This window comes from Actinobacillus ureae ATCC 25976, from assembly GCF_000188255.1.
GTDB classification, from domain to species: domain Bacteria; phylum Pseudomonadota; class Gammaproteobacteria; order Enterobacterales; family Pasteurellaceae; genus Actinobacillus; species Actinobacillus ureae.
In genome coordinates this window covers 61,153-78,272 of record NZ_GL831081.1, presented here as the reverse complement: position 1 = coordinate 78,272, position 17,120 = coordinate 61,153, and the positions used below count along the sequence as shown (strand labels likewise).

The window sequence follows — 17,120 nt, the reverse complement described above, 5'->3', positions numbered from 1 at the left end:
AACGCGGTTTAAAAATTGTTAAACCTTACAGTCTCTTTTTCAATATTTTAATGGCACAAACATTGGGTTTGTGCCGTTTTCTATATGTGTAAGTAAATACTTACCTATCAGGTAAACCAACCAATGTGCTTCGCCTTAACCGAAGTTACGGGAGAATTATGACAAATCAAACTCAACTTAGCTCAAAAACTTATGATACTCACTTTGCTAAATTAACCGCTGAGCAATTAGCGGAGAATGCGAAAAAGAAAGTGATTATTGGAATGTCCGGTGGCGTAGATTCATCAGTATCCGCTTTTATTCTGCAACAACAAGGTTATCAAGTTGAAGGCCTGTTTATGAAAAACTGGGAAGAAGACGATGATACCGATTATTGTACTGCTGCGGCGGATTTAGCTGATGCTCAAGCGGTGGCGGATAAATTGGGCATGAAACTGCATAAAATCAACTTTGCTGCAGAATATTGGGACAATGTATTCGAACATTTCTTAAATGAATATAAAGCGGGCCGTACGCCGAATCCGGATATTCTTTGTAATAAAGAAATCAAATTTAAAGCATTTTTAGAATATGCGGCGAAAGATTTAGGTGCGGATTATATTGCGACCGGCCATTATGTACGCCGTAGCGGTGATGATAATAACGCACAATTGTTATGTGGTTTAGATGCAAATAAAGATCAAAGTTATTTCCTTTACACACTAAGCCATAAGCAAGTAGGGCAGAGCCTATTCCCTGTAGGTGATATTGGGAAACCGATTGTCCGTCAAATTGCTGAAGATCTTGGCTTAGCGACAGCGAAGAAAAAAGATTCAACCGGTATTTGTTTTATCGGTGAACGTAAATTTAAAGATTTCTTAGCACGTTATTTACCAGCACAACCGGGTGAGATCAGAACGGTGGATGGTAAAGTTGTCGGTCGTCATGATGGTTTAATGTATCATACTCTTGGTCAGCGTAAAGGCTTAGGGATCGGTGGTGTGAAAGGCTTGAGCGAAGATCCGTTTTATGTGGTGGAAAAAGACCTGATTAATAATGTGTTAGTTGTGGCACAAGGTCATGATAATTCGGCATTACTTTCAAGTGGTTTAATCGCTACTCAGCTACACTGGGTGGATCGTCAGCCGATTCGTGAAAATGTACGTTGTACGGTCAAAACGCGCTATCGCCAAACGGATATCGCTTGTGAAATTCAGCCGATGGATGATGATACGATTCGCGTGATTTTTGATGAGCCACAAATTGCGGTAACCCCGGGGCAATCAGCGGTCTTCTATCAAGGCGAAGTTTGCTTAGGTGGCGGTGTTATTGAAGAACAATTGAAGTAAGGATTAACTTACTTGTATAAAACAAGCGGTCATATTTTGTAAGAAATTTGCAAAATATGACCGTTTGTTTTTTTAATAATGTTTTACATTATCTGTTGCTTGAATACGTGTAATAATCGGCTTTGCCACTTCGCTGGTAAAAAATTGATATGTCGATTCTGGCACCATTCTGTTTCATCGTAGTGAAATCACCGTTTTTAATCAACTCTCGAACAGCAGAAGCACTAATGATTTGTTCGTTCGCCTCTTTGCGAGGCACGATAACGCATTCGATTCCCTGTTCCGGTAATTTGTCTTGCATGATTTGGTTATAAATATGGGTTACTCGGCTAAAAGGCTCATCGCCAACGTAACGACGTTGAATGCCTAACACATTGGCAATACGCGTAAAAATTTGCAGATCAAGTATTGCATTACTTTCGATCACAGCATTATCATTTTCTTGGAAGTAACTCGGGAAGGTTGCCGAACTAATAATATAAGAACCGCTTTCATGGCAAATCACATTGTTTAAATGTGCTACGCCCTGTTCTATCAATTGTTTTCGAACTGCAAACGGAACTAAACTTTTATCTTCAGACACCATAAAAAGATGTACTAGATCATTTTCTCTTGCGGCTTTTTCCACCAAATAGAGATGTCCCAAAGTAAACGGATTGGCATTCATTACGATCGCAGCTACCCGTTGATTTGCGAGAGGAGTCGGACTACAAGCGGTCAAATTTGCTAAATAATTTGCAAATCCGGTGCGCTGATTTTCCATAAAGGAAATTTTCCCTTCTATACGAGCAATCTCGTGAAAGCCTAAATTGGCAAAAAATTGGCTGGTTGAGGTTTTGGTATAAAGAAAAATATGTGAATTACCTCGCTCAAATTGTTCATTAATTAAATGCGTAATAATTTGATTCATTAAGCCTTCACCTTGATGTTAATGAGATACTGCTAAGCAGCGTAGCGTATTTGAAAAACAGCTACCGGTTGCAATCACTTGATCATCGTTGTTATACATCGCACAGGTGTAATCAAGATTATTATCTCTACGAATGCCTTCTTGTTCGAGCAGCTGATCAATTGCCTGATAAGTGGTTTTATCGGAAGCAAATACTTTGCCAATACTATATTCAGACATGATTTTCTCCTTGCACTAGTTTCACCTCAAATTTTTTCGGCACGATCAAAATTGCCGGCACAACGATAATAGCCATCAACCAGAAGACAAAGTTTGGTATATCTTGGTATAGCATGCCTGATATAAAGGTAAAAATCGCCGTAAAGCCACAATTTGATAATGCAAAATATAAGCCCTGCAATTTGGTGATTTTTTCCGGATTTTGGGAGGAAATATAACGAATCATCGCATAGTGAGCCATACCGAACGTGATAGCATGAAATGCTTGTGAGATCGCCAATAGGGTAATTTCAGTGGTTGAAGCTAAAATTGACCAACGGAGAATTGCAGCCAAACTTGCAATTATCATCAAATGCGAAATTCGCCACGTCTTAAATAAGCGGTTAGAAAATAAGAAAAATAAAATTTCGGCACATACCGCAAAGCCCCATAAAAAGCTGCTGGTTTGGGTGGAGATGCCTGCAGCCGACCAATGAATCGTACTATAAGTATAGTAAGCAGCGTGTGAACCAAGAATTAGCGAAATCGCTAACATCATACGTAATGTGGTTGGTTCTTTGAGAACCTGCCAATAGCTGAGGTTGGATGAAGATTGCTTATCTTGCTGGTTTTCAAAGCTAACCTTAGGTGTAAGTAATTGCCCACAACCTAATAAGATAAAGAAACCGAACATAATCCAAATAATTGAGTTTTCACCTAGCCAGCTGGTTAAATAGCCTGTGCTTAACGAACCGACCACAAATGCTATAGAGCCGAATAAACGGGCTTTACCGTAATCAATGTCAACTTGTTGTTGCCAAAGCGAAGCGATACTGTCACCGATAGGCATTGATCCTGCATTAAAAATATGGAAAAGCATCAGTACCGGGAATAGTAACCAAATAGAATCCACTGACCATGCAATGAGAATAATCGCAAGCAGATTTAATAATGTCAGCACACGTACGGTTGGAATTAATTGGTTAGGCGATTTAACTTGTTGTGACGATAACATTCCGCCGGCAAAACGGAATAGATAGCCGAATGAAGCAAGTAAACCGATCATTTCGGTGCTGTAGCCATGCTGTTTTAGCCAAACCGGTAAAAAGGGCAGCAGCACGCCATAAGCACAGAAGAAACCAAAGAAGTTAAATGCCGCCCACTGGAATGGGGTTGGTTTTATCATAGTTGTTGCTCCATTTCTTCTGTACGGTGAATAGCTGCCCACATCGCTTGATCGACTGTTTCCGCTAATGCGTGTTGTTCAAAAACTTCCAATGCTTTAGCCGTTGTTCCGCCTTTTGAAGTAACGTTTTCTCGTAATGTTGAAAGAGGTGTATTTGGATTTGCTTCGACTAATTTTGCTGCACCTAATGCAGCTTGTTGCACCAGTAAACGTGCATCAGCTTCGCTAAATCCCATTTGCATTGCACTTTGTTGCATTGCTTCCATAAAACGGAAGAAATAGGCAGGACTTGAGCCGGTTACTGCAATAATATGATTGATTTGTTGCTCTTGTTCGAGCCAATAGCATTTTCCTACCGCTGACATTAAGCTTTCGGCAAATTGACAAGCGGTCGAATTTACCGATTTTTTTGCAAATAGCCCAGTCATTCCTTCACCAATCAGTGACGGCGTATTTGGCATCGTGCGAATAATATTTTTTGCTGTCGGTAAAAGCTGTTCTAAACGAGCAACTGAAATCCCTGCCGCGACAGAGATCACGGTTTTATTCGAAAAATCCACCGTTGAAAATTCACTACAAACCTCCGCCATCATTTGCGGTTTGACCGCTAACACAACGACTTCCGCCTGTTCAACTGCTTCACGATTGGTAAAATTTGTCACAATTCCGACTGCTTGTAATTCCGCTCGGCGAGCTAAATTGCTTTTGTTACAAGCGATGATTTGTGAGGCAGGATAATGGCTTTTGAGTAAGCCTTGAATAATAGCGTATGCCATATTGCCGGTGCCGATAAAGCCTAGAAGTGGGTAGTGTTTCATTATTATTTCCAGCTAACGTTAATCAATTTGATCTGTTTTTTGTCACTTTCTTTGCTTCGCCAAAGAAAGTAACCAAAGAAAAGCGACCCCAGATTTTCCTTCTCCCTACGCTTATTGCTAACTTTTGAGGCGAACTTTTCAAACTCGTTTGCAAGCAAACTAGAAAAGAGGGGCTAGGGAGATTTGATTAGAGCCTAAGGGAGAAATCTGTTAGAATTTTACTCATTCTAACACCCTAAAAGGATCATAAAAATGTTCTGGTTCAAAAATGTCATGATTTATCGCCTGACTTCGCTGCTTTCGTTGGAAAGTCATTCTTTGGAGGAGCAACTTCAACAAACTAAATTTAGCCCTTGTTCGCAAAGCGATATGAGTAAATTCGGTTGGTCGAGTCCACTTTCCGGGTCGGAATTATTACATTTTTCGCAGGGCAAACAGTTTTTATTGGTTTCACATAAAGAAGATAAGCTGTTACCGGCGAATGTGGTGAAAAAAGCAACGGAAGAACGTATTGCCGTTTTAGAAGAAAAAGAAGCCCGTAAGCTCAAGAAAACCGAAAAACAGGCGATCAAAGATGATGTGGTGGCAATGTTGTTGCCGCGTGCATTTAGTAAGCACCAATTTACCGCAATTTGGTTGGATTTAGATGCACAGCTAGTTTATGTCGATACCGGTTCAAGCAAGCGAGCAGAAGATACACTCGCATTATTGCGTAAAACATTGGGCTCGCTGCCTGTTGTGCCAATTTCATTTGCTTTATTGCCGAGTGAAGTGATGACGAACTGGATTGTCAAAGGACATACGCCGAATTGGTTGAGCTTATTGGAAGAAGCCGAGTTAAAGTCGTTTGATACGGACAGTGTGATCCGTTGCAAACGCCAAGATCTAGAAAGCGAAGAGATTGCTCAACATTTACAAGTGGGCAAATTTGTCACAAAACTTGCAATTGATTGGGAGAATCATTTTTCGTGCGTATTGAATGAAGATGCAACCCTTTCTCGTGTGAAATTCGCTGATGAAGTGCGTGAGAAGAATGACGATATTTTAAAAGAAGATATTGCCCAACGTTTTGATGCAGATTTCTTGTTAATGACCGAAGAACTCAAATTATTTACTCAAAAAATGATTGAGGAATTTGGTGGCATTAAAGAACGTATTTAGGAGAAATCTATGTTAGTCAATACAGATATTTTGGATCAATATCAGGCATTAATTTTTGATATGGACGGCACGATCATTGATACAATGCCAAGCCACGCTAAGGCGTGGGAGATTACCGGCGAACATGCCGATGGAACTGTTGGAAGAAGTGGTTCAAATGAAACGTAAAATTGCGATGGATCTTACCTATGAACATTCCTCGCTCCTGCCAGCATTTGAGATTATCCAACATTATTCAGGCAAAAAGCCATTAGCAGTCGGTACCGGTGCACATCGGATCCAAGCCTATAAATTACTCGATAAATTTAACCTCCGCCCGTATTTCAACACGATTATTGATGCGGACGATGTTAAACAACATAAGCCATCACCGGAAACCTTTTTATTATGTGCTGAGAGTTTAGGCGTTGAACCTAAACATTGTCTGGTATTTGAAGATGCTGCTCTCGGTATCCAAGCCGCCCTTGCCGGCGGAATGGACGTATTTGATGTGAGAACGAATCAGATTACAAAAGCACGATAGTTTTTTCTTGATTGCTTTTTTAATTAACTTAACTTCTTAATGACAAATACTCTTTCCCTCGGGTGGATGAGGGTAAAATAAGCGGTTAAATTCTCTCATATTTTTACAAATATTGAGAGAATTTAACCGCTTGATATCCATACTGATTAGATACAAAATATTTCTTTAATCCATTTATCCTTGTCGTATGATCCGTGAATGGATGCAAAGCAACCTCTACTTTCTACATTTCTATTTAGATTAGTCGCGACCCAATCAACAATACAAATGATTTTTCCTGAGTCATGGACAACACCTTTTACGATATCCAAATGACAAATCCGGATATCTCTTGCCCCTTTACCATTCATTTTTTTATTGCTATGCGATCTCCTTTCTTGATAGTATCGCCTTTAGCAAATTGTGAAGGCTGCTGATTTTTTTTCCAACCAAGCATCCAATAACCATTTTCAATAAAAGTTTCATCTTGATGTTCAATTCCACCCCAAGATGCGCCAACAAGCCAATATTTCATAGTTTACTCTCTTTGATTAAAATTAAATTACGCCGCTTCTCTATGATAAAAACGCAAACTATGCTCTTTTTGGCGGGCGGAGCTGAAGGCGGATACTCGTTTTAAGTAGCCGATCACGCGTGTGCCGTAGTCGATATTTTGTGAACCGCATTTTGAACAGTTGCATAAGGTGCGTTTATCAATATGTGCACATTCGTTACAAATCGTGATTTTCACGTTGATACAAAAATAGTTACAGCCGGTTTTTGCTGCAATATCAAGTAATGAGCGATAGCCACTTTGAGTAAGTGCTTCATCTAAATTAAGGTGTAGCGCTGAACCGCCATCTAGCCACTCAATTAGTTCTTTTCCGTGCAGTAAGAATTTATCCAAAGCATTGGTGTTTTCGTCTTCCACCACATAGAAATAAGAATTGTAGCAGTCACGAGGCACAAAATAGCCGTCCGCTTTATCCCATTTGGCATTTTTTACACCGAGATTTTCCGCTGGTACAAATTCGGTATTGAACTTTACACCATATTTTTTGGAAGCGGTCTGATTTGCTTCAAAAATCACTTTTAAGCGACTTTGTACAAACTGCATATAATCAGGATTATAACCAACGGTTAAGCCTTGTGATTCGGCCGCTTCCGCCATTCCGTTAATGCCGATCGTGAGGAATTGCTTATCTAAAGAAATAAAGCCCACATCATAAACCGGTAGCATTCCCGCTGCTAAATATTCTTCCATTAATTTACGGTAAGCATATTGGTATTTATGAATTTTGCCGACTTCTTCTTCTAAATTGCGTCCATCTTGCACTAAACGGTTCATATTAATAGTAATGACGTTAATCGAACCGGTCGCCACGCCGCCAGCACCCAATGAATAAGAGAATGTGTGATCCGAGATTTCATTACGTAAACGGCAACAAGAAGCGAGTGAATCAGGGTTATCGGATTGATAGATAAAAAATGAATTACCTTGTGAAAGCTCTTCCGCCATTTGATCGGCAAATTCGTTGTCTTTACATTTACCATTTTCGGTCAGCATTGCGGCTGTTACCACGGGGAAAGTCAAAATCGCTTTAGAGCGTTCTTGGTTAAACCATTTCATAAAGAAAATTTGTAAGGCAGCAGTGGTTTCCCAATTTGGACGTTCAAAATCAGGGAACACAAAATTACCGAACATCGCTTCAAAGTAGTGTTTGTCATAAAGTGAGATATTCCAAAACACACTTTGATAACCTCGTGCAGCGGCCGGTTGGTTAATGCTGTAAACCACTTGTTGTAGGTGGTTTTCGATTTCGCTACGGTGGGTTTCTAAATAGTTATCGCCAAAATCTTTACGCGCGAAATAGTCAAAATACATGAGAAACTCAACGGTAGCAACCGCTCCGGCAAATTGTGAGCTGACCGCAAACACGAAATTCACAAACGAACCACAAAATGAAGCAAGATGTTTTGGTGCTTTAGATTCACCACCTAATTTGGTGAGTCCGTCACGTAAGAATGGGTACATTGTTACTGAAACACAATATGGCTTGAGGCTAGTTTCATCGTGTACGTAGATTTCGTGTGATTCAATTTGACGTAGGTATTCGCCCGCAAGTTCTTCATCAAATAATTCTGCAATTTTGTGACTCACTTTGGCACGGTTAATTTGCACAAAGAAGTCTTTCATCATTTCATTTTCCATGGTGGCAATGTTTTTTTGGGTCACATTGGCATTCGCATCCATTTTGGAGCCGTCCGCCGCATTTTTTGCGTGCAGATAATGATCAATAAAGCCTAATTTGCCTTCAAGTTGATTAGGTTGTAAGCGAATCATATGATTAAACTCCCTTGCTAAATAAGTGATTTAGATTTTCGCCGGTGCGTAAATCGATAAATCGTTGATTGGTGGTAAGACTATTTAGACCGCCTCTTTCTGCTATCCAACGCCCAGTTTTTAGGTAGGTTAATTGCGAAAGCAACTCTGCAGAAAGCTCATTTCGTTCAAGCCCAGTATAAAGGCAAGTCTGTAGCCCTCTTTTTCTGCAGTAACTCAGTAGCGGAATAAGTTGTTCGGGTAGCCACTCGCCACCCATAAAAAGTACGCAGCTGATTAAGCCTTGGTATTTATTTAATTGCTCGATGAGGTAATTTTTTGTCAAAATTTGACCGCTTCCAACCTTCCAGCTTTCTGTACTATGGCAGCCTTTACAGCCTAACGGGCAGCCAGTAATTAAGAAGGCGAGTGAGGTTTCGTGCGGCACTTCTTGCCAAACAATTTGTTCTGAGCAGAATCTGAGGTTTTTCATTTGTTATAAAATTGTTACTATATATTGTGTTATTTTTTATTGATGACACAATATGTTGTGTATTGTAGTTATTTTTTTTGAAAATAAAATCAAAAAATTTGCAGGGGAGGGGTTGCAATTTGCTAAGTGACGGAAAAATAAAGCGGATAACGGATTGTAAATTTTTGTGATAAAAAAGGCTGCCTGAAGATCAGACAGCCTTATTAAAATGAGAATGATTTAGCGCTCTTGCATTGCTTGCTTCATACGCGTAATCGGTTTGATCAGATATTGGAAAATTGTTTTTTCACCAGTTCGGATATCAACTGTAGCGGTCATACTCGGCGTAATCTCAAGCGGATTGCCATTTTTATCGAAAATTTTACTTTCGTTGGTTTCGACTAAAATACGGTAGTAAGACTCATCCGGATTTAATTTTAACGTACTCTGAGTTCGATCATCTTGCAAGGTATCTGGGCTGATAAGCGTCACTTTTCCCTCAAGTCCGCCATAACTTGCATAGTCATAGGCACTGATTTTAACTAGAGCAAGTTGCCCGCTTCGAATAAATGCGACATCTTTAGGGCTAATATAGGCTTGTACTAACAATTTTTCATCCAACGGTATAATTTCCAGAATATCTTGTCCGGCTTGAACCACACCGCCAACTGTATTGATTTTGATATTTTTCACAATACCACGTAGCGGAGCTTTGATTTGCGAACGTTCAACCGGATCCGCATACATCGCCAGCGTTTCTTTCGCTTGTGCTAATTCAGATTCTGTTCGAACTAATTCCTCATTCGCTTCAGCAGCATAACGATTTTTACGCTCTGCAATTTGTTGTGCTAAATCGGCCGATTGATGCTTAGTCCGTAGTAATTCAACTTCGGACATTACACCTCTTTTTACCATTGGCGAGGTGAGTGCAATTTCACGATCCAATAGTGCTTTACTGTGTGTTAAACCTTTCACCGCATCACTCATAGCTCGTAAACGAGCTTGATAAGCGGCTTTCTCGCGCGCTTGAATATCACGAGGAATATCAGTGCTAAATTTAAGCGGCATACCATAAGCTTCAGCTTGTAAACGAGTTGAAACCGCTTGTAGATTAAGCACTTTCGCTTTAGTTTCTCGCAGCATTGCAGAACTACGGGTATCGTCCAAAGTTAGTAAAATTTGATCTTTTTCGACAATATCGCCTTCTTTTACTTTCATTTCGCGAATAATGCCGGGATCAAGACTCTGTGCTATTTGTTCACGACTGGTCGGGATAACACTCTGCCCGCGAGTGACTTCTTCCAATGGACTATGATATGCCCAAATTACGAAGACCACGAGAAAAGCGAAGAACAAGATAATCACAGCAAATATGCCACGATGTTTTTCGGTCTGCATCGCAGCATTCAGATCGTTAATTAAAGCAAGATCTGCTTGACTAATTTTTTCTTGGTTGCTCATTATTTTCACTTCCTTGAGATTGTGTTGCTACAGGTTCTGCTTGTTTAGTAGTAGCGGTCGAATTTTGTTGTTTTTTTGCTTGTTCATTCTCACGCAATTTTGCTAACACGGTATCACGAGGACCATCTAATACGATTTTGCCATTTTCTACCACGATTACTCGCTCAACAATTCGTAATACTTGCGGACGATGCGTAACTACCAGCATCGTACGATTTTTCGTCCAATTCGCAAAAGCGTTTAACACCATCATTTCCGAGCCTTGGTCAAGATCGCTGGTCGGTTCATCAAGCAAAACTACTTTTGGATCTTTTAAAGTTAAGCGTGCTAAGGCTACTAAATTGTTTTTGACCGCCGGATAAGCCTTGTCCATTTTCACCTAAAGGCATATCCAAACCGCGAAGATGCCGCTGGATAATGCGATCTAAGCCGAAACGACGTAGCGCCAGTAATAGCTCTTGGTCACTGGCGAAATTGTCAGTACGCGCTAAATCTAAGTTTTCACGTAATGAACCTAAAAATAAGTGAGGCGACTGGCTAAACAGTGCTATTTGGTTACGTAAGAAGTTTGGATCAATTTGGCGTAAATCTACATTATCTAATGTAACGTTACCTTTGCTTGGTTCGTATAAACCTGAAGCCAATTTAAGTAGTATTGTTTTGCCGCTTCCGATTCTGCCTAAAATACTGATTTTCTCACCCAGTTTTATCTGTAAATTCAACCCTGAAACAATATCGTTACCTTGCTCCGAATATTGGAAATGTGCTTGGTTAAATTGAATATGTCCCTGTACCGATGACAGAGTAATATATTTACGCTCCGGATCTCGCTCGGTTGGACGCTCAATAATGCTGTCCAAGCCTTTTAACGCTAGACGAGCTTGTTGGAAACGCGTTGCCAATCCGGCAATTTGTGACAATGGCGCTAATGCTCGGCCGGAAAGAATCACGGAAGCGCTCAATGCACCCATCGTAATACGAGACGCTTCATTTTCCGCATGGATAAGGTAAGTCCCGACGACAACTAAGAAAACTGTATTCAGTTGCTGCATTGCCGTTGAAAAATTTACTACAAAATTACTTAAATCTTTGACCTTAATTTGTGTTGCGGCCGTTTTTGCCGTATAAGAATCCCAGCGTTGCTGAGCCCAATTTGCCGCATTATTGGTTTTTAAGGTTTCAATACCGTCAATCACTTCCACAACTAAACCTTGTCGTTGCGAGCTTTCGCGCATGGTTTTATTAATGTTTTCAGCAATTTTCGGTTGTACCGCAAAGCCGACAATCATTACAATTGGGATAATGATCAATGGCACGAGCGCTAAGGAACCACCCACCAAGAAAATCACAAAAATAAATAACAATACGAAAGGCAAGTCAACTAATACCAGTAAACTTGCGCTGGTCATAAATTCTCGAACGGATTCGAATTCACGTAAGTTGTTGGCATAAGAACCGGAAGATGCCGGTTTATCGACTAAACGTAGCCCCATAACCCGTCTGAAAATAGCTGAACTTATCAGTAAGTCGGCTTTTTGCCGGCGATGTCAGTGAGATGTGCTCGAATTAATTTAGCAGCTAGTTCAAAGCTAATCGCAAGTACTACGCCGATACTTAATGCTCAAAGGGTTTCATACTTTTTATTTGGAATTACTCGATCATAAACGTTCATCACATAAAGTGAGCTGACTAAGGCTAAGAAATTGATGATAAACGTTACTAAGATCACTTGATAATAATAAGAACGGAAACACCAAACTACCTTCCAGAACCAAGCTTTTGGCATATGGTACTCCGGCAATTCGGAACGTTGATCTTTGCCTGTTTGAGGCTTAATAAACCAACAATATCCTAAATAATTCTGAGTAAGTGAATCGGCAGATACACTATGTGTGATGCCATTTTGATACAGATGATAAATTCTGTCCTTACCTGCACCTTCAATTTTCGTGACAATCGCCGCTTCTTCATTTTGTAAGACCAGCAATACTGGGGTTGAAAGCGAAGGAATATCTTTTAAGTCACGATGAGAAATTTGGTTTTCAAATCTATGTGAACGTAAAACTTCTACTAAGGACTGAAAATTTACATTGAGGTTTTGTTCTCGTATCACTTGCGCGGAAAGCGCCTCTTTAGCAACCGGCGAACCGTGTAATTGAGTGATATGATCTAAGTGGTCGATAATCGCTTTCAATTTATTTACCTTTTTCTTCCGTTAAGTTCAGAGTGCTAAAACCAGCCCAACTTGCTACTTTGGCTTGAGAAACCAAATAGAGTAAAGCAGCATCTCGATAATCATTGCGTGCTGCAACTTCTTCCGCTTGTACACTGGTTAATTCTTGGTATGCATCCAGCAAATTAAGTAATGATTTTGTCGCAATATCAAATTGTAGTTCGGTATCATCAACAACTTTTCGTTGTAATTTAATTTGACGTTGTGTTGTTTTCGCCAGTTTTTGTGAGCGGAACATTTCTAATTCTGCCGTACGAGCTTTTTCCGTCACATCTAATTGAATTTCACGTAATTTTGCTTCAGCCGCTGCTTTAGTGTATTGGCTTTTTTCCACTTCATATTTACTTGCTTGGTTATAAATATCCCAAGATACACCAACATAAACTTCTCGCTCATGGCGACTTGCAGACCCTTCTAAGTTAATAGATGGCATTCGGCGAGTTTCAGCTGCTTTTGCTGCCGACTCACTACTTTTCACTTCTTTTTGTTGTGCTAAAAAGGTTGGGTTAGCTGAGAGATCATTATTTTGGTAGCGTTTTAGAAAAGCATGCGTATCCTGTGAAGAAAAAGGATCTTGTAATGAATGTTCATCGAGGTTTTTTTAGTATAGCGAGCTAATTGACTCAAGCTGGTAGAAAGTACTCGTTCTTGGCGTGCAATATTGGATTCAACTTGATTCAGACGAGAGAGTGCTTCGGTTAATTCAAAGGCTCGACCATTATCGTAAGAAACGATCACTTTTAAGTCTTCTACTAATTTTGTATGGCGGTCGAAACTTTCTTGATAGATCGCAATGTTTTCTTTCGCTCTTAATGCGCTTAGATAAAGCTGGCCGATTCGTTGCCCTATTAATTCTCGGGTTTCATAAAATTTATGTTGATAATAATCCGTTCTATATTTATCGCGAGCGATTTCTGCTTCAATTGCGCCCCAAGCATAGAGATTTACACGTCCATTTAAACTTGGCTCTGAACGGCGTTTGCCCTGGTAAGTATGCTTTTGAGCAATAACACCATTTTGGCTTAAGGAAATAACGGGTTGATGTCCTGCCTCTGAAATCTTAGTTTGGCTCTCTGCAATACGAATTTGCGCACGAGCTTCTTCTAAACTGGGATCTTCAGCTAAAGCATATTGTAAAATTTGTTTTAAACTTTCAGCCTGAGAGAGTGATGGGGTGAATAAAAATAATCCAACACTTAATAAAGTATAATAAGATTTTTTCAGGGAGAAATATTCAGCAGAAATAAAATGGGTAGCAAATATTCTAGCACGCATTAGACTGAAAATAAGGAAATATGTTCTAAAAAAATTCATAAAAATCATATAGTAATGCAAGCAAAACTAATAAAGATCAAGATAGTGAATATTTTTTATTGTTAGAAATAGCAAAAGACAGGATAATAACCGGAATTTTTAGCTTGATGTATTACAAGCGGTTAAAATTTTACTGTTTTTTGCAAAATTTGGCGTAAAATTAACCGCTTGTTTTGTAATAAATTGAACCTTTCTTTTGTGGATTCTATGCTCGATTATATATTGTTAGTTATCAGTACTGCTTTAATAAACAACTTTGTCCTAGTGAAATTCCTAGGACTTTGTCCATTTATGGGCGTGTCGAAAAAAGTAGAAACTGCGATTGGTATGGGAATGGCGACAATTTTTGTGTTGACGGTGGCATCGTTATCAGCTTATTTGGTCGAGACATTTATCTTAGCACCACTTGAAGCACAGTTTTTACGTACTTTAGTTTTTATTTTAGTGATTGCTGTGATAGTGCAATTAACAGAAATGATCGTTCATAAAACCAGTCCGATTCTCTATCGTTTACTTGGGATCTATTTACCTCTGATTACCACCAACTGTGCGGTACTGGGGGTGGCATTATTAAATGTAAATTTAGCAAATAATTTAGTGGAATCGGTTTTATATGGTTTCGGGGCGGCAGCTGGATTTTCGTTAGTGTTAGTGCTTTTCGCAGCATTGCGTGAGCGCCTTGTGGCGGCGGATGTGCCGCGTCCCTTCCAAGGCGCTTCAATTGCTTTAATCACTGCTGGATTAATGTCTCTTGCCTTTATGGGCTTTACAGGATTGGTGAAAATCTAATGTTAGACTTACCAATTATCACCTACATCTTAATTGCTATTGCCGTGATTGCTTTAATTTTTGGGGCGGTATTAGGCTATTCGTCAATTAAACTCAAAGTGGAAGCAGATCCGATTGTCGACCAAATTGACGCATTGTTGCCTCAGAGCCAATGCGGTCAATGCGGCTACCCCGGTTGTAAGCCTTATGCGGAAGCTATCGCTAATGGAGATCAAATCACTAAATGTGTACCCGGCGGTCAGCCGTTGGTGGTGAAAATTGCTGATTTGATGGGCGTAGAAGTACCGGCAATGGATGGCGTGGAAGAGCCGGAAGTGAAAGTGGCATTTGTGCATGAAGATATGTGTATCGGCTGTACCAAGTGTATCCAAGCTTGTCCGGTGGATGCGATTATCGGCACAAATAAAGCAATGCACACCATTATTGCGGATTTATGTACCGGTTGCGAATTATGCGTAGCGCCTTGCCCGACCAATTGTATTGAAATGATTAAAGTGAAGCCGAGCGCTCGTTCTTGGAATTGGCAATTTGATGAAAATCTGATTATCCCTATCGTAAATACTACGGAGTTACAGAAAAAAATGATTATCGGAACTGAAAAAGGAGCAAAAGATGTCTAATCCTAATTTAGTTCTTGAGCGCATTCGTCAAACTAAACAAACCGGTAAATTGTGGGCGTATCCGGGCGGTATTCACCCGATGGAAAACAAAAAGCAATCGAATCAAAAGCCGATTCGCAGCTTACATTTACCTAAGTTTTTCTATGTCCCTGTAGTTCAACATTCGGGCTGGGCTGGCGAATTAATCGTCAATGTCAGCGATAAAGTTTTAAAAGGTCAGGCGCTGACTAAAGGTGATAATTTTCGTCAATTGCCGGTACATAGCCCGACATCCGGTACGATACTCGGTATTGAACCACACGTGTCCGCACATCCGTCAGGATTGCCGGAAGTCACGGTGATTATAGAAACAGACGGCAAAGACGAATGGGTTGAGCGTCAGCCGATTGATGATTTCTTAACACTGACAAGCGATCAAATTATCCAAAAAGTTTACCAATACGGCATTGCTGGATTGGGTGGGGCGGTATTTTCTACCGCATCTAAATTAAGCTTAGCGGATAAGCGTTGTAAATTACTGATTATTAACGGTGCGGAATGTGAACCTTATATCACTTGCGATGACCGCTTGATGCAAGATTACACTGCTGAATTGATCGAAGGTATCCGCATTTTACGCTATGTGTTGCGTCCGGAAGAGGTGGTACTGGCGATTGAAGATAACAAACCGAAAGCGATTAAAGCGATCCAAAAAGCGCTAAAAGGTTCGGATGATATTCATGTTCAACCAATTCCGACCAAATATCCTTCCGGTGCATCGGATCAGTTGGTACAAGTCTTAACCGGTTTAGAAATTCCGCAGGGTAAACGTACTATCGAAATGGGCATTGTGATGCACAATGTCGGTACGGCATTTGCGGTTAAACGTGCGGTAATGGACGATGAACCGTTGATTGAACGAGTAGTGACGCTGACTGGCGATAAAATTCGCAACAAAGGTAATGTGTGGGCAAGACTCGGAACGCCGATTCAGCATTTATTGGAGCAAGTGGATTATCAAGCGGATAGCCGTTTCCCTGTCTTTTTAGGTGGGCCGATGACCGGTTTTATTCTGAAATCATTACAAGCGCCGATTACCAAAACCGCCAACTGTATTATTGCGCCGGATCATTTTGAATATGCGCCGCCGGAGCCTGAACGTAGCTGTATCCGTTGCTCAAGTTGCTCTGATGCTTGTCCGGTCGGATTATTGCCGCAGCAGCTTTATTGGTTTTCTCGTTCGGATGATCATGATAAATCGAAGGAATACCATTTAGACGCTTGTATCGAATGCGGCGTTTGTGCTTATGTCTGCCCGAGCTACATTCCCTTGATCCAATATTTCCGCCAAGAAAAAGCCAAAATAGCGGAAATCGAGGAAAAAGCGAAAAAAGCGGAAGAAGCGAAAATTCGTTTTGAAGCCAGAGAAGCTCGTTTACAAAAAGAAAAAGACGCTCGAACTGCACGTATCGCACAAGCAGCAGATAAACGCCGAGAAGAAATTGCAAATTCAGCCGGAGAAGATCCGGTGGCAGCCGCACTCGCTCGTATCAAAGCGAAAAAAGCGGAAGCACAATTAGCGGAACCAGTTCATGCAAAAGCTGATATAAAAGCCAATGGAGAGCCGGATAATAGCGAATTAATGGCGCAGCGCCGAGCAAGACGTTTGGCAAAACAAGCTGAAGTTACAAATGAAGTAAATGACAATCTTTCTATCAATGCTGTGCAGCAAGTGGAAGAGACTGATCCTAAGAAAGCCGCGGTGGCAGCAGCATTAGCGCGTGCAAGAGCGAAGAAAGCGGCTCAGCAAGCGCCGGAACAAGCGG

Annotated in this window: 16 protein-coding genes and 2 pseudogenes; 6 read left to right on the top strand and 12 right to left on the bottom strand. The window is 40.5% G+C overall.

Going from position 1 to position 17,120, the window contains the following annotated elements; translation table 11 throughout:
- The first annotated feature begins 158 nt into the window (after nt 1-158).
- Entirely contained in the window at nt 159-1,328 is a 1,170-nt protein-coding gene (gene mnmA, locus HMPREF0027_RS08215) for a tRNA 2-thiouridine(34) synthase MnmA (RefSeq protein WP_005624079.1), read from the top strand.
- 72 nt (nt 1,329-1,400) lie between these two features.
- Here the strand turns inward: mnmA and citC are convergent.
- The 3 genes and pseudogenes from citC to proC form a co-directional block, all read right to left on the bottom strand.
- Nucleotides 1,401-2,457 (bottom strand): annotated as a pseudogene (gene citC / locus HMPREF0027_RS08210) ([citrate (pro-3S)-lyase] ligase).
- Entirely contained in the window at nt 2,450-3,622 is a 1,173-nt protein-coding gene (locus tag HMPREF0027_RS08205) for a 3-phenylpropionate MFS transporter (RefSeq protein ID WP_005624073.1), read from the bottom strand. The pseudogene citC and the gene HMPREF0027_RS08205 overlap by 8 nt, the downstream one beginning before the upstream one ends.
- Entirely contained in the window at nt 3,619-4,440 is an 822-nt protein-coding gene (gene proC / locus HMPREF0027_RS08200; protein ID WP_005624071.1) for a pyrroline-5-carboxylate reductase, read from the bottom strand. The genes HMPREF0027_RS08205 and proC overlap by 4 nt, the downstream gene beginning before the upstream one ends.
- A 252-nt stretch (nt 4,441-4,692) precedes the next feature.
- Here proC and rdgC point away from each other — a divergent pair, with 252 nt between their 5' ends.
- Complete coding sequence (rdgC, locus tag HMPREF0027_RS08195; protein WP_005624067.1) at nt 4,693-5,601, top strand: recombination-associated protein RdgC; 909 nt, start codon at nt 4,693-4,695, stop codon at nt 5,599-5,601.
- Between the two features lie 9 nt (nt 5,602-5,610).
- A pseudogene (locus HMPREF0027_RS08190) lies at nt 5,611-6,124 on the top strand (HAD-IA family hydrolase).
- Between the two features lie 346 nt (nt 6,125-6,470).
- On the opposite strand, the gene HMPREF0027_RS12235 reads toward HMPREF0027_RS08190, so the two are convergent.
- The 9 genes from HMPREF0027_RS12235 to HMPREF0027_RS12700 all read right to left on the bottom strand — a co-directional run bounded on the left by HMPREF0027_RS12235 (nt 6,471) and on the right by HMPREF0027_RS12700 (nt 13,867).
- Entirely contained in the window at nt 6,471-6,638 is a 168-nt protein-coding gene (locus HMPREF0027_RS12235) for a hypothetical protein (RefSeq protein WP_005624059.1), read from the bottom strand.
- Between the two features lie 27 nt (nt 6,639-6,665).
- Nucleotides 6,666-8,447, bottom strand: a complete 1,782-nt coding sequence (gene nrdD / locus HMPREF0027_RS08180) for an anaerobic ribonucleoside-triphosphate reductase (protein WP_005624057.1) — start codon at nt 8,445-8,447, stop codon at nt 6,666-6,668.
- 4 nt (nt 8,448-8,451) lie between these two features.
- The gene (nrdG, locus tag HMPREF0027_RS08175) at nt 8,452-8,919 is read right to left on the bottom strand and encodes an anaerobic ribonucleoside-triphosphate reductase activating protein (RefSeq protein WP_005624055.1); all 468 of its coding nucleotides are present in this window, start codon (nt 8,917-8,919) and stop codon (nt 8,452-8,454) included.
- A 219-nt stretch (nt 8,920-9,138) separates the two neighbouring features.
- The gene (locus HMPREF0027_RS08170) at nt 9,139-10,359 is read right to left on the bottom strand and encodes an HlyD family type I secretion periplasmic adaptor subunit (RefSeq protein WP_005624053.1); all 1,221 of its coding nucleotides are present in this window, start codon (nt 10,357-10,359) and stop codon (nt 9,139-9,141) included.
- Entirely contained in the window at nt 10,337-10,654 is a 318-nt protein-coding gene (locus tag HMPREF0027_RS13170) for a hypothetical protein (protein WP_420834422.1), read from the bottom strand. The genes HMPREF0027_RS08170 and HMPREF0027_RS13170 overlap by 23 nt, the downstream gene beginning before the upstream one ends.
- Nucleotides 10,647-11,852 carry a peptidase domain-containing ABC transporter gene (locus tag HMPREF0027_RS13165; protein WP_005624048.1) on the bottom strand — a complete coding sequence of 402 codons (1,206 nt, stop codon included), beginning with the start codon at nt 11,850-11,852 and terminating at the stop codon, nt 10,647-10,649. Before HMPREF0027_RS13165 ends, HMPREF0027_RS13170 begins: the two co-directional genes overlap by 8 nt.
- A gap of 128 nt (nt 11,853-11,980) precedes the next feature.
- Nucleotides 11,981-12,553 carry a type I secretion system permease/ATPase gene (locus tag HMPREF0027_RS13160; RefSeq protein ID WP_005624047.1) on the bottom strand — a complete coding sequence of 191 codons (573 nt, stop codon included), beginning with the start codon at nt 12,551-12,553 and terminating at the stop codon, nt 11,981-11,983.
- A gap of 1 nt (nt 12,554) precedes the next feature.
- Nucleotides 12,555-13,070 (bottom strand): TolC family protein, encoded by a 516-nt coding sequence (locus tag HMPREF0027_RS12705; protein ID WP_005624045.1) that lies wholly within the window; start codon nt 13,068-13,070, stop codon nt 12,555-12,557.
- 59 nt (nt 13,071-13,129) lie between these two features.
- Entirely contained in the window at nt 13,130-13,867 is a 738-nt protein-coding gene (locus tag HMPREF0027_RS12700) for a TolC family protein (RefSeq protein WP_244261862.1), read from the bottom strand.
- 246 nt (nt 13,868-14,113) lie between these two features.
- Between HMPREF0027_RS12700 and rsxA the strand changes: the two genes are divergently transcribed.
- The 3 genes from rsxA to rsxC all read left to right on the top strand — a co-directional run.
- Entirely contained in the window at nt 14,114-14,695 is a 582-nt protein-coding gene (gene rsxA, locus HMPREF0027_RS08155; protein WP_005624041.1) for an electron transport complex subunit RsxA, read from the top strand.
- Nucleotides 14,695-15,315, top strand: coding sequence for an electron transport complex subunit RsxB (gene rsxB / locus HMPREF0027_RS08150; protein ID WP_005624040.1), 621 nt, complete (start codon nt 14,695-14,697; stop codon nt 15,313-15,315). The genes rsxA and rsxB overlap by 1 nt, the downstream gene beginning before the upstream one ends.
- The coding region (rsxC, locus tag HMPREF0027_RS08145) for an electron transport complex subunit RsxC (protein ID WP_005624039.1) at nt 15,308-17,120 on the top strand (1,813 nt) is incomplete at its 3' end. The genes rsxB and rsxC, both read left to right, overlap by 8 nt.

Excerpts from the sequence above, each read along its gene's own strand:
- mnmA (WP_005624079.1), top strand. The coding sequence starts at position 159 with ATGACAAATCAAACTCAACTTAGCTCAAAAACTTATGATACTCACTTT.
- HMPREF0027_RS08205 (WP_005624073.1), bottom strand. The coding sequence starts at position 3,622 with ATGATAAAACCAACCCCATTCCAGTGGGCGGCATTTAACTTCTTTGGT.
- proC (WP_005624071.1), bottom strand. The coding sequence starts at position 4,440 with ATGAAACACTACCCACTTCTAGGCTTTATCGGCACCGGCAATATGGCA.
- rdgC (WP_005624067.1), top strand. The coding sequence starts at position 4,693 with ATGTTCTGGTTCAAAAATGTCATGATTTATCGCCTGACTTCGCTGCTT.
- HMPREF0027_RS12235 (WP_005624059.1), bottom strand. The coding sequence starts at position 6,638 with ATGAAATATTGGCTTGTTGGCGCATCTTGGGGTGGAATTGAACATCAA.
- nrdD (WP_005624057.1), bottom strand. The coding sequence starts at position 8,447 with ATGATTCGCTTACAACCTAATCAACTTGAAGGCAAATTAGGCTTTATT.
- nrdG (WP_005624055.1), bottom strand. The coding sequence starts at position 8,919 with ATGAAAAACCTCAGATTCTGCTCAGAACAAATTGTTTGGCAAGAAGTG.
- HMPREF0027_RS08170 (WP_005624053.1), bottom strand. The coding sequence starts at position 10,359 with ATGAGCAACCAAGAAAAAATTAGTCAAGCAGATCTTGCTTTAATTAAC.
- HMPREF0027_RS13165 (WP_005624048.1), bottom strand. The coding sequence starts at position 11,852 with ATGGGGCTACGTTTAGTCGATAAACCGGCATCTTCCGGTTCTTATGCC.
- HMPREF0027_RS12700 (WP_244261862.1), bottom strand. The coding sequence starts at position 13,867 with ATGCGTGCTAGAATATTTGCTACCCATTTTATTTCTGCTGAATATTTC.
- rsxA (WP_005624041.1), top strand. The coding sequence starts at position 14,114 with ATGCTCGATTATATATTGTTAGTTATCAGTACTGCTTTAATAAACAAC.
- rsxB (WP_005624040.1), top strand. The coding sequence starts at position 14,695 with ATGTTAGACTTACCAATTATCACCTACATCTTAATTGCTATTGCCGTG.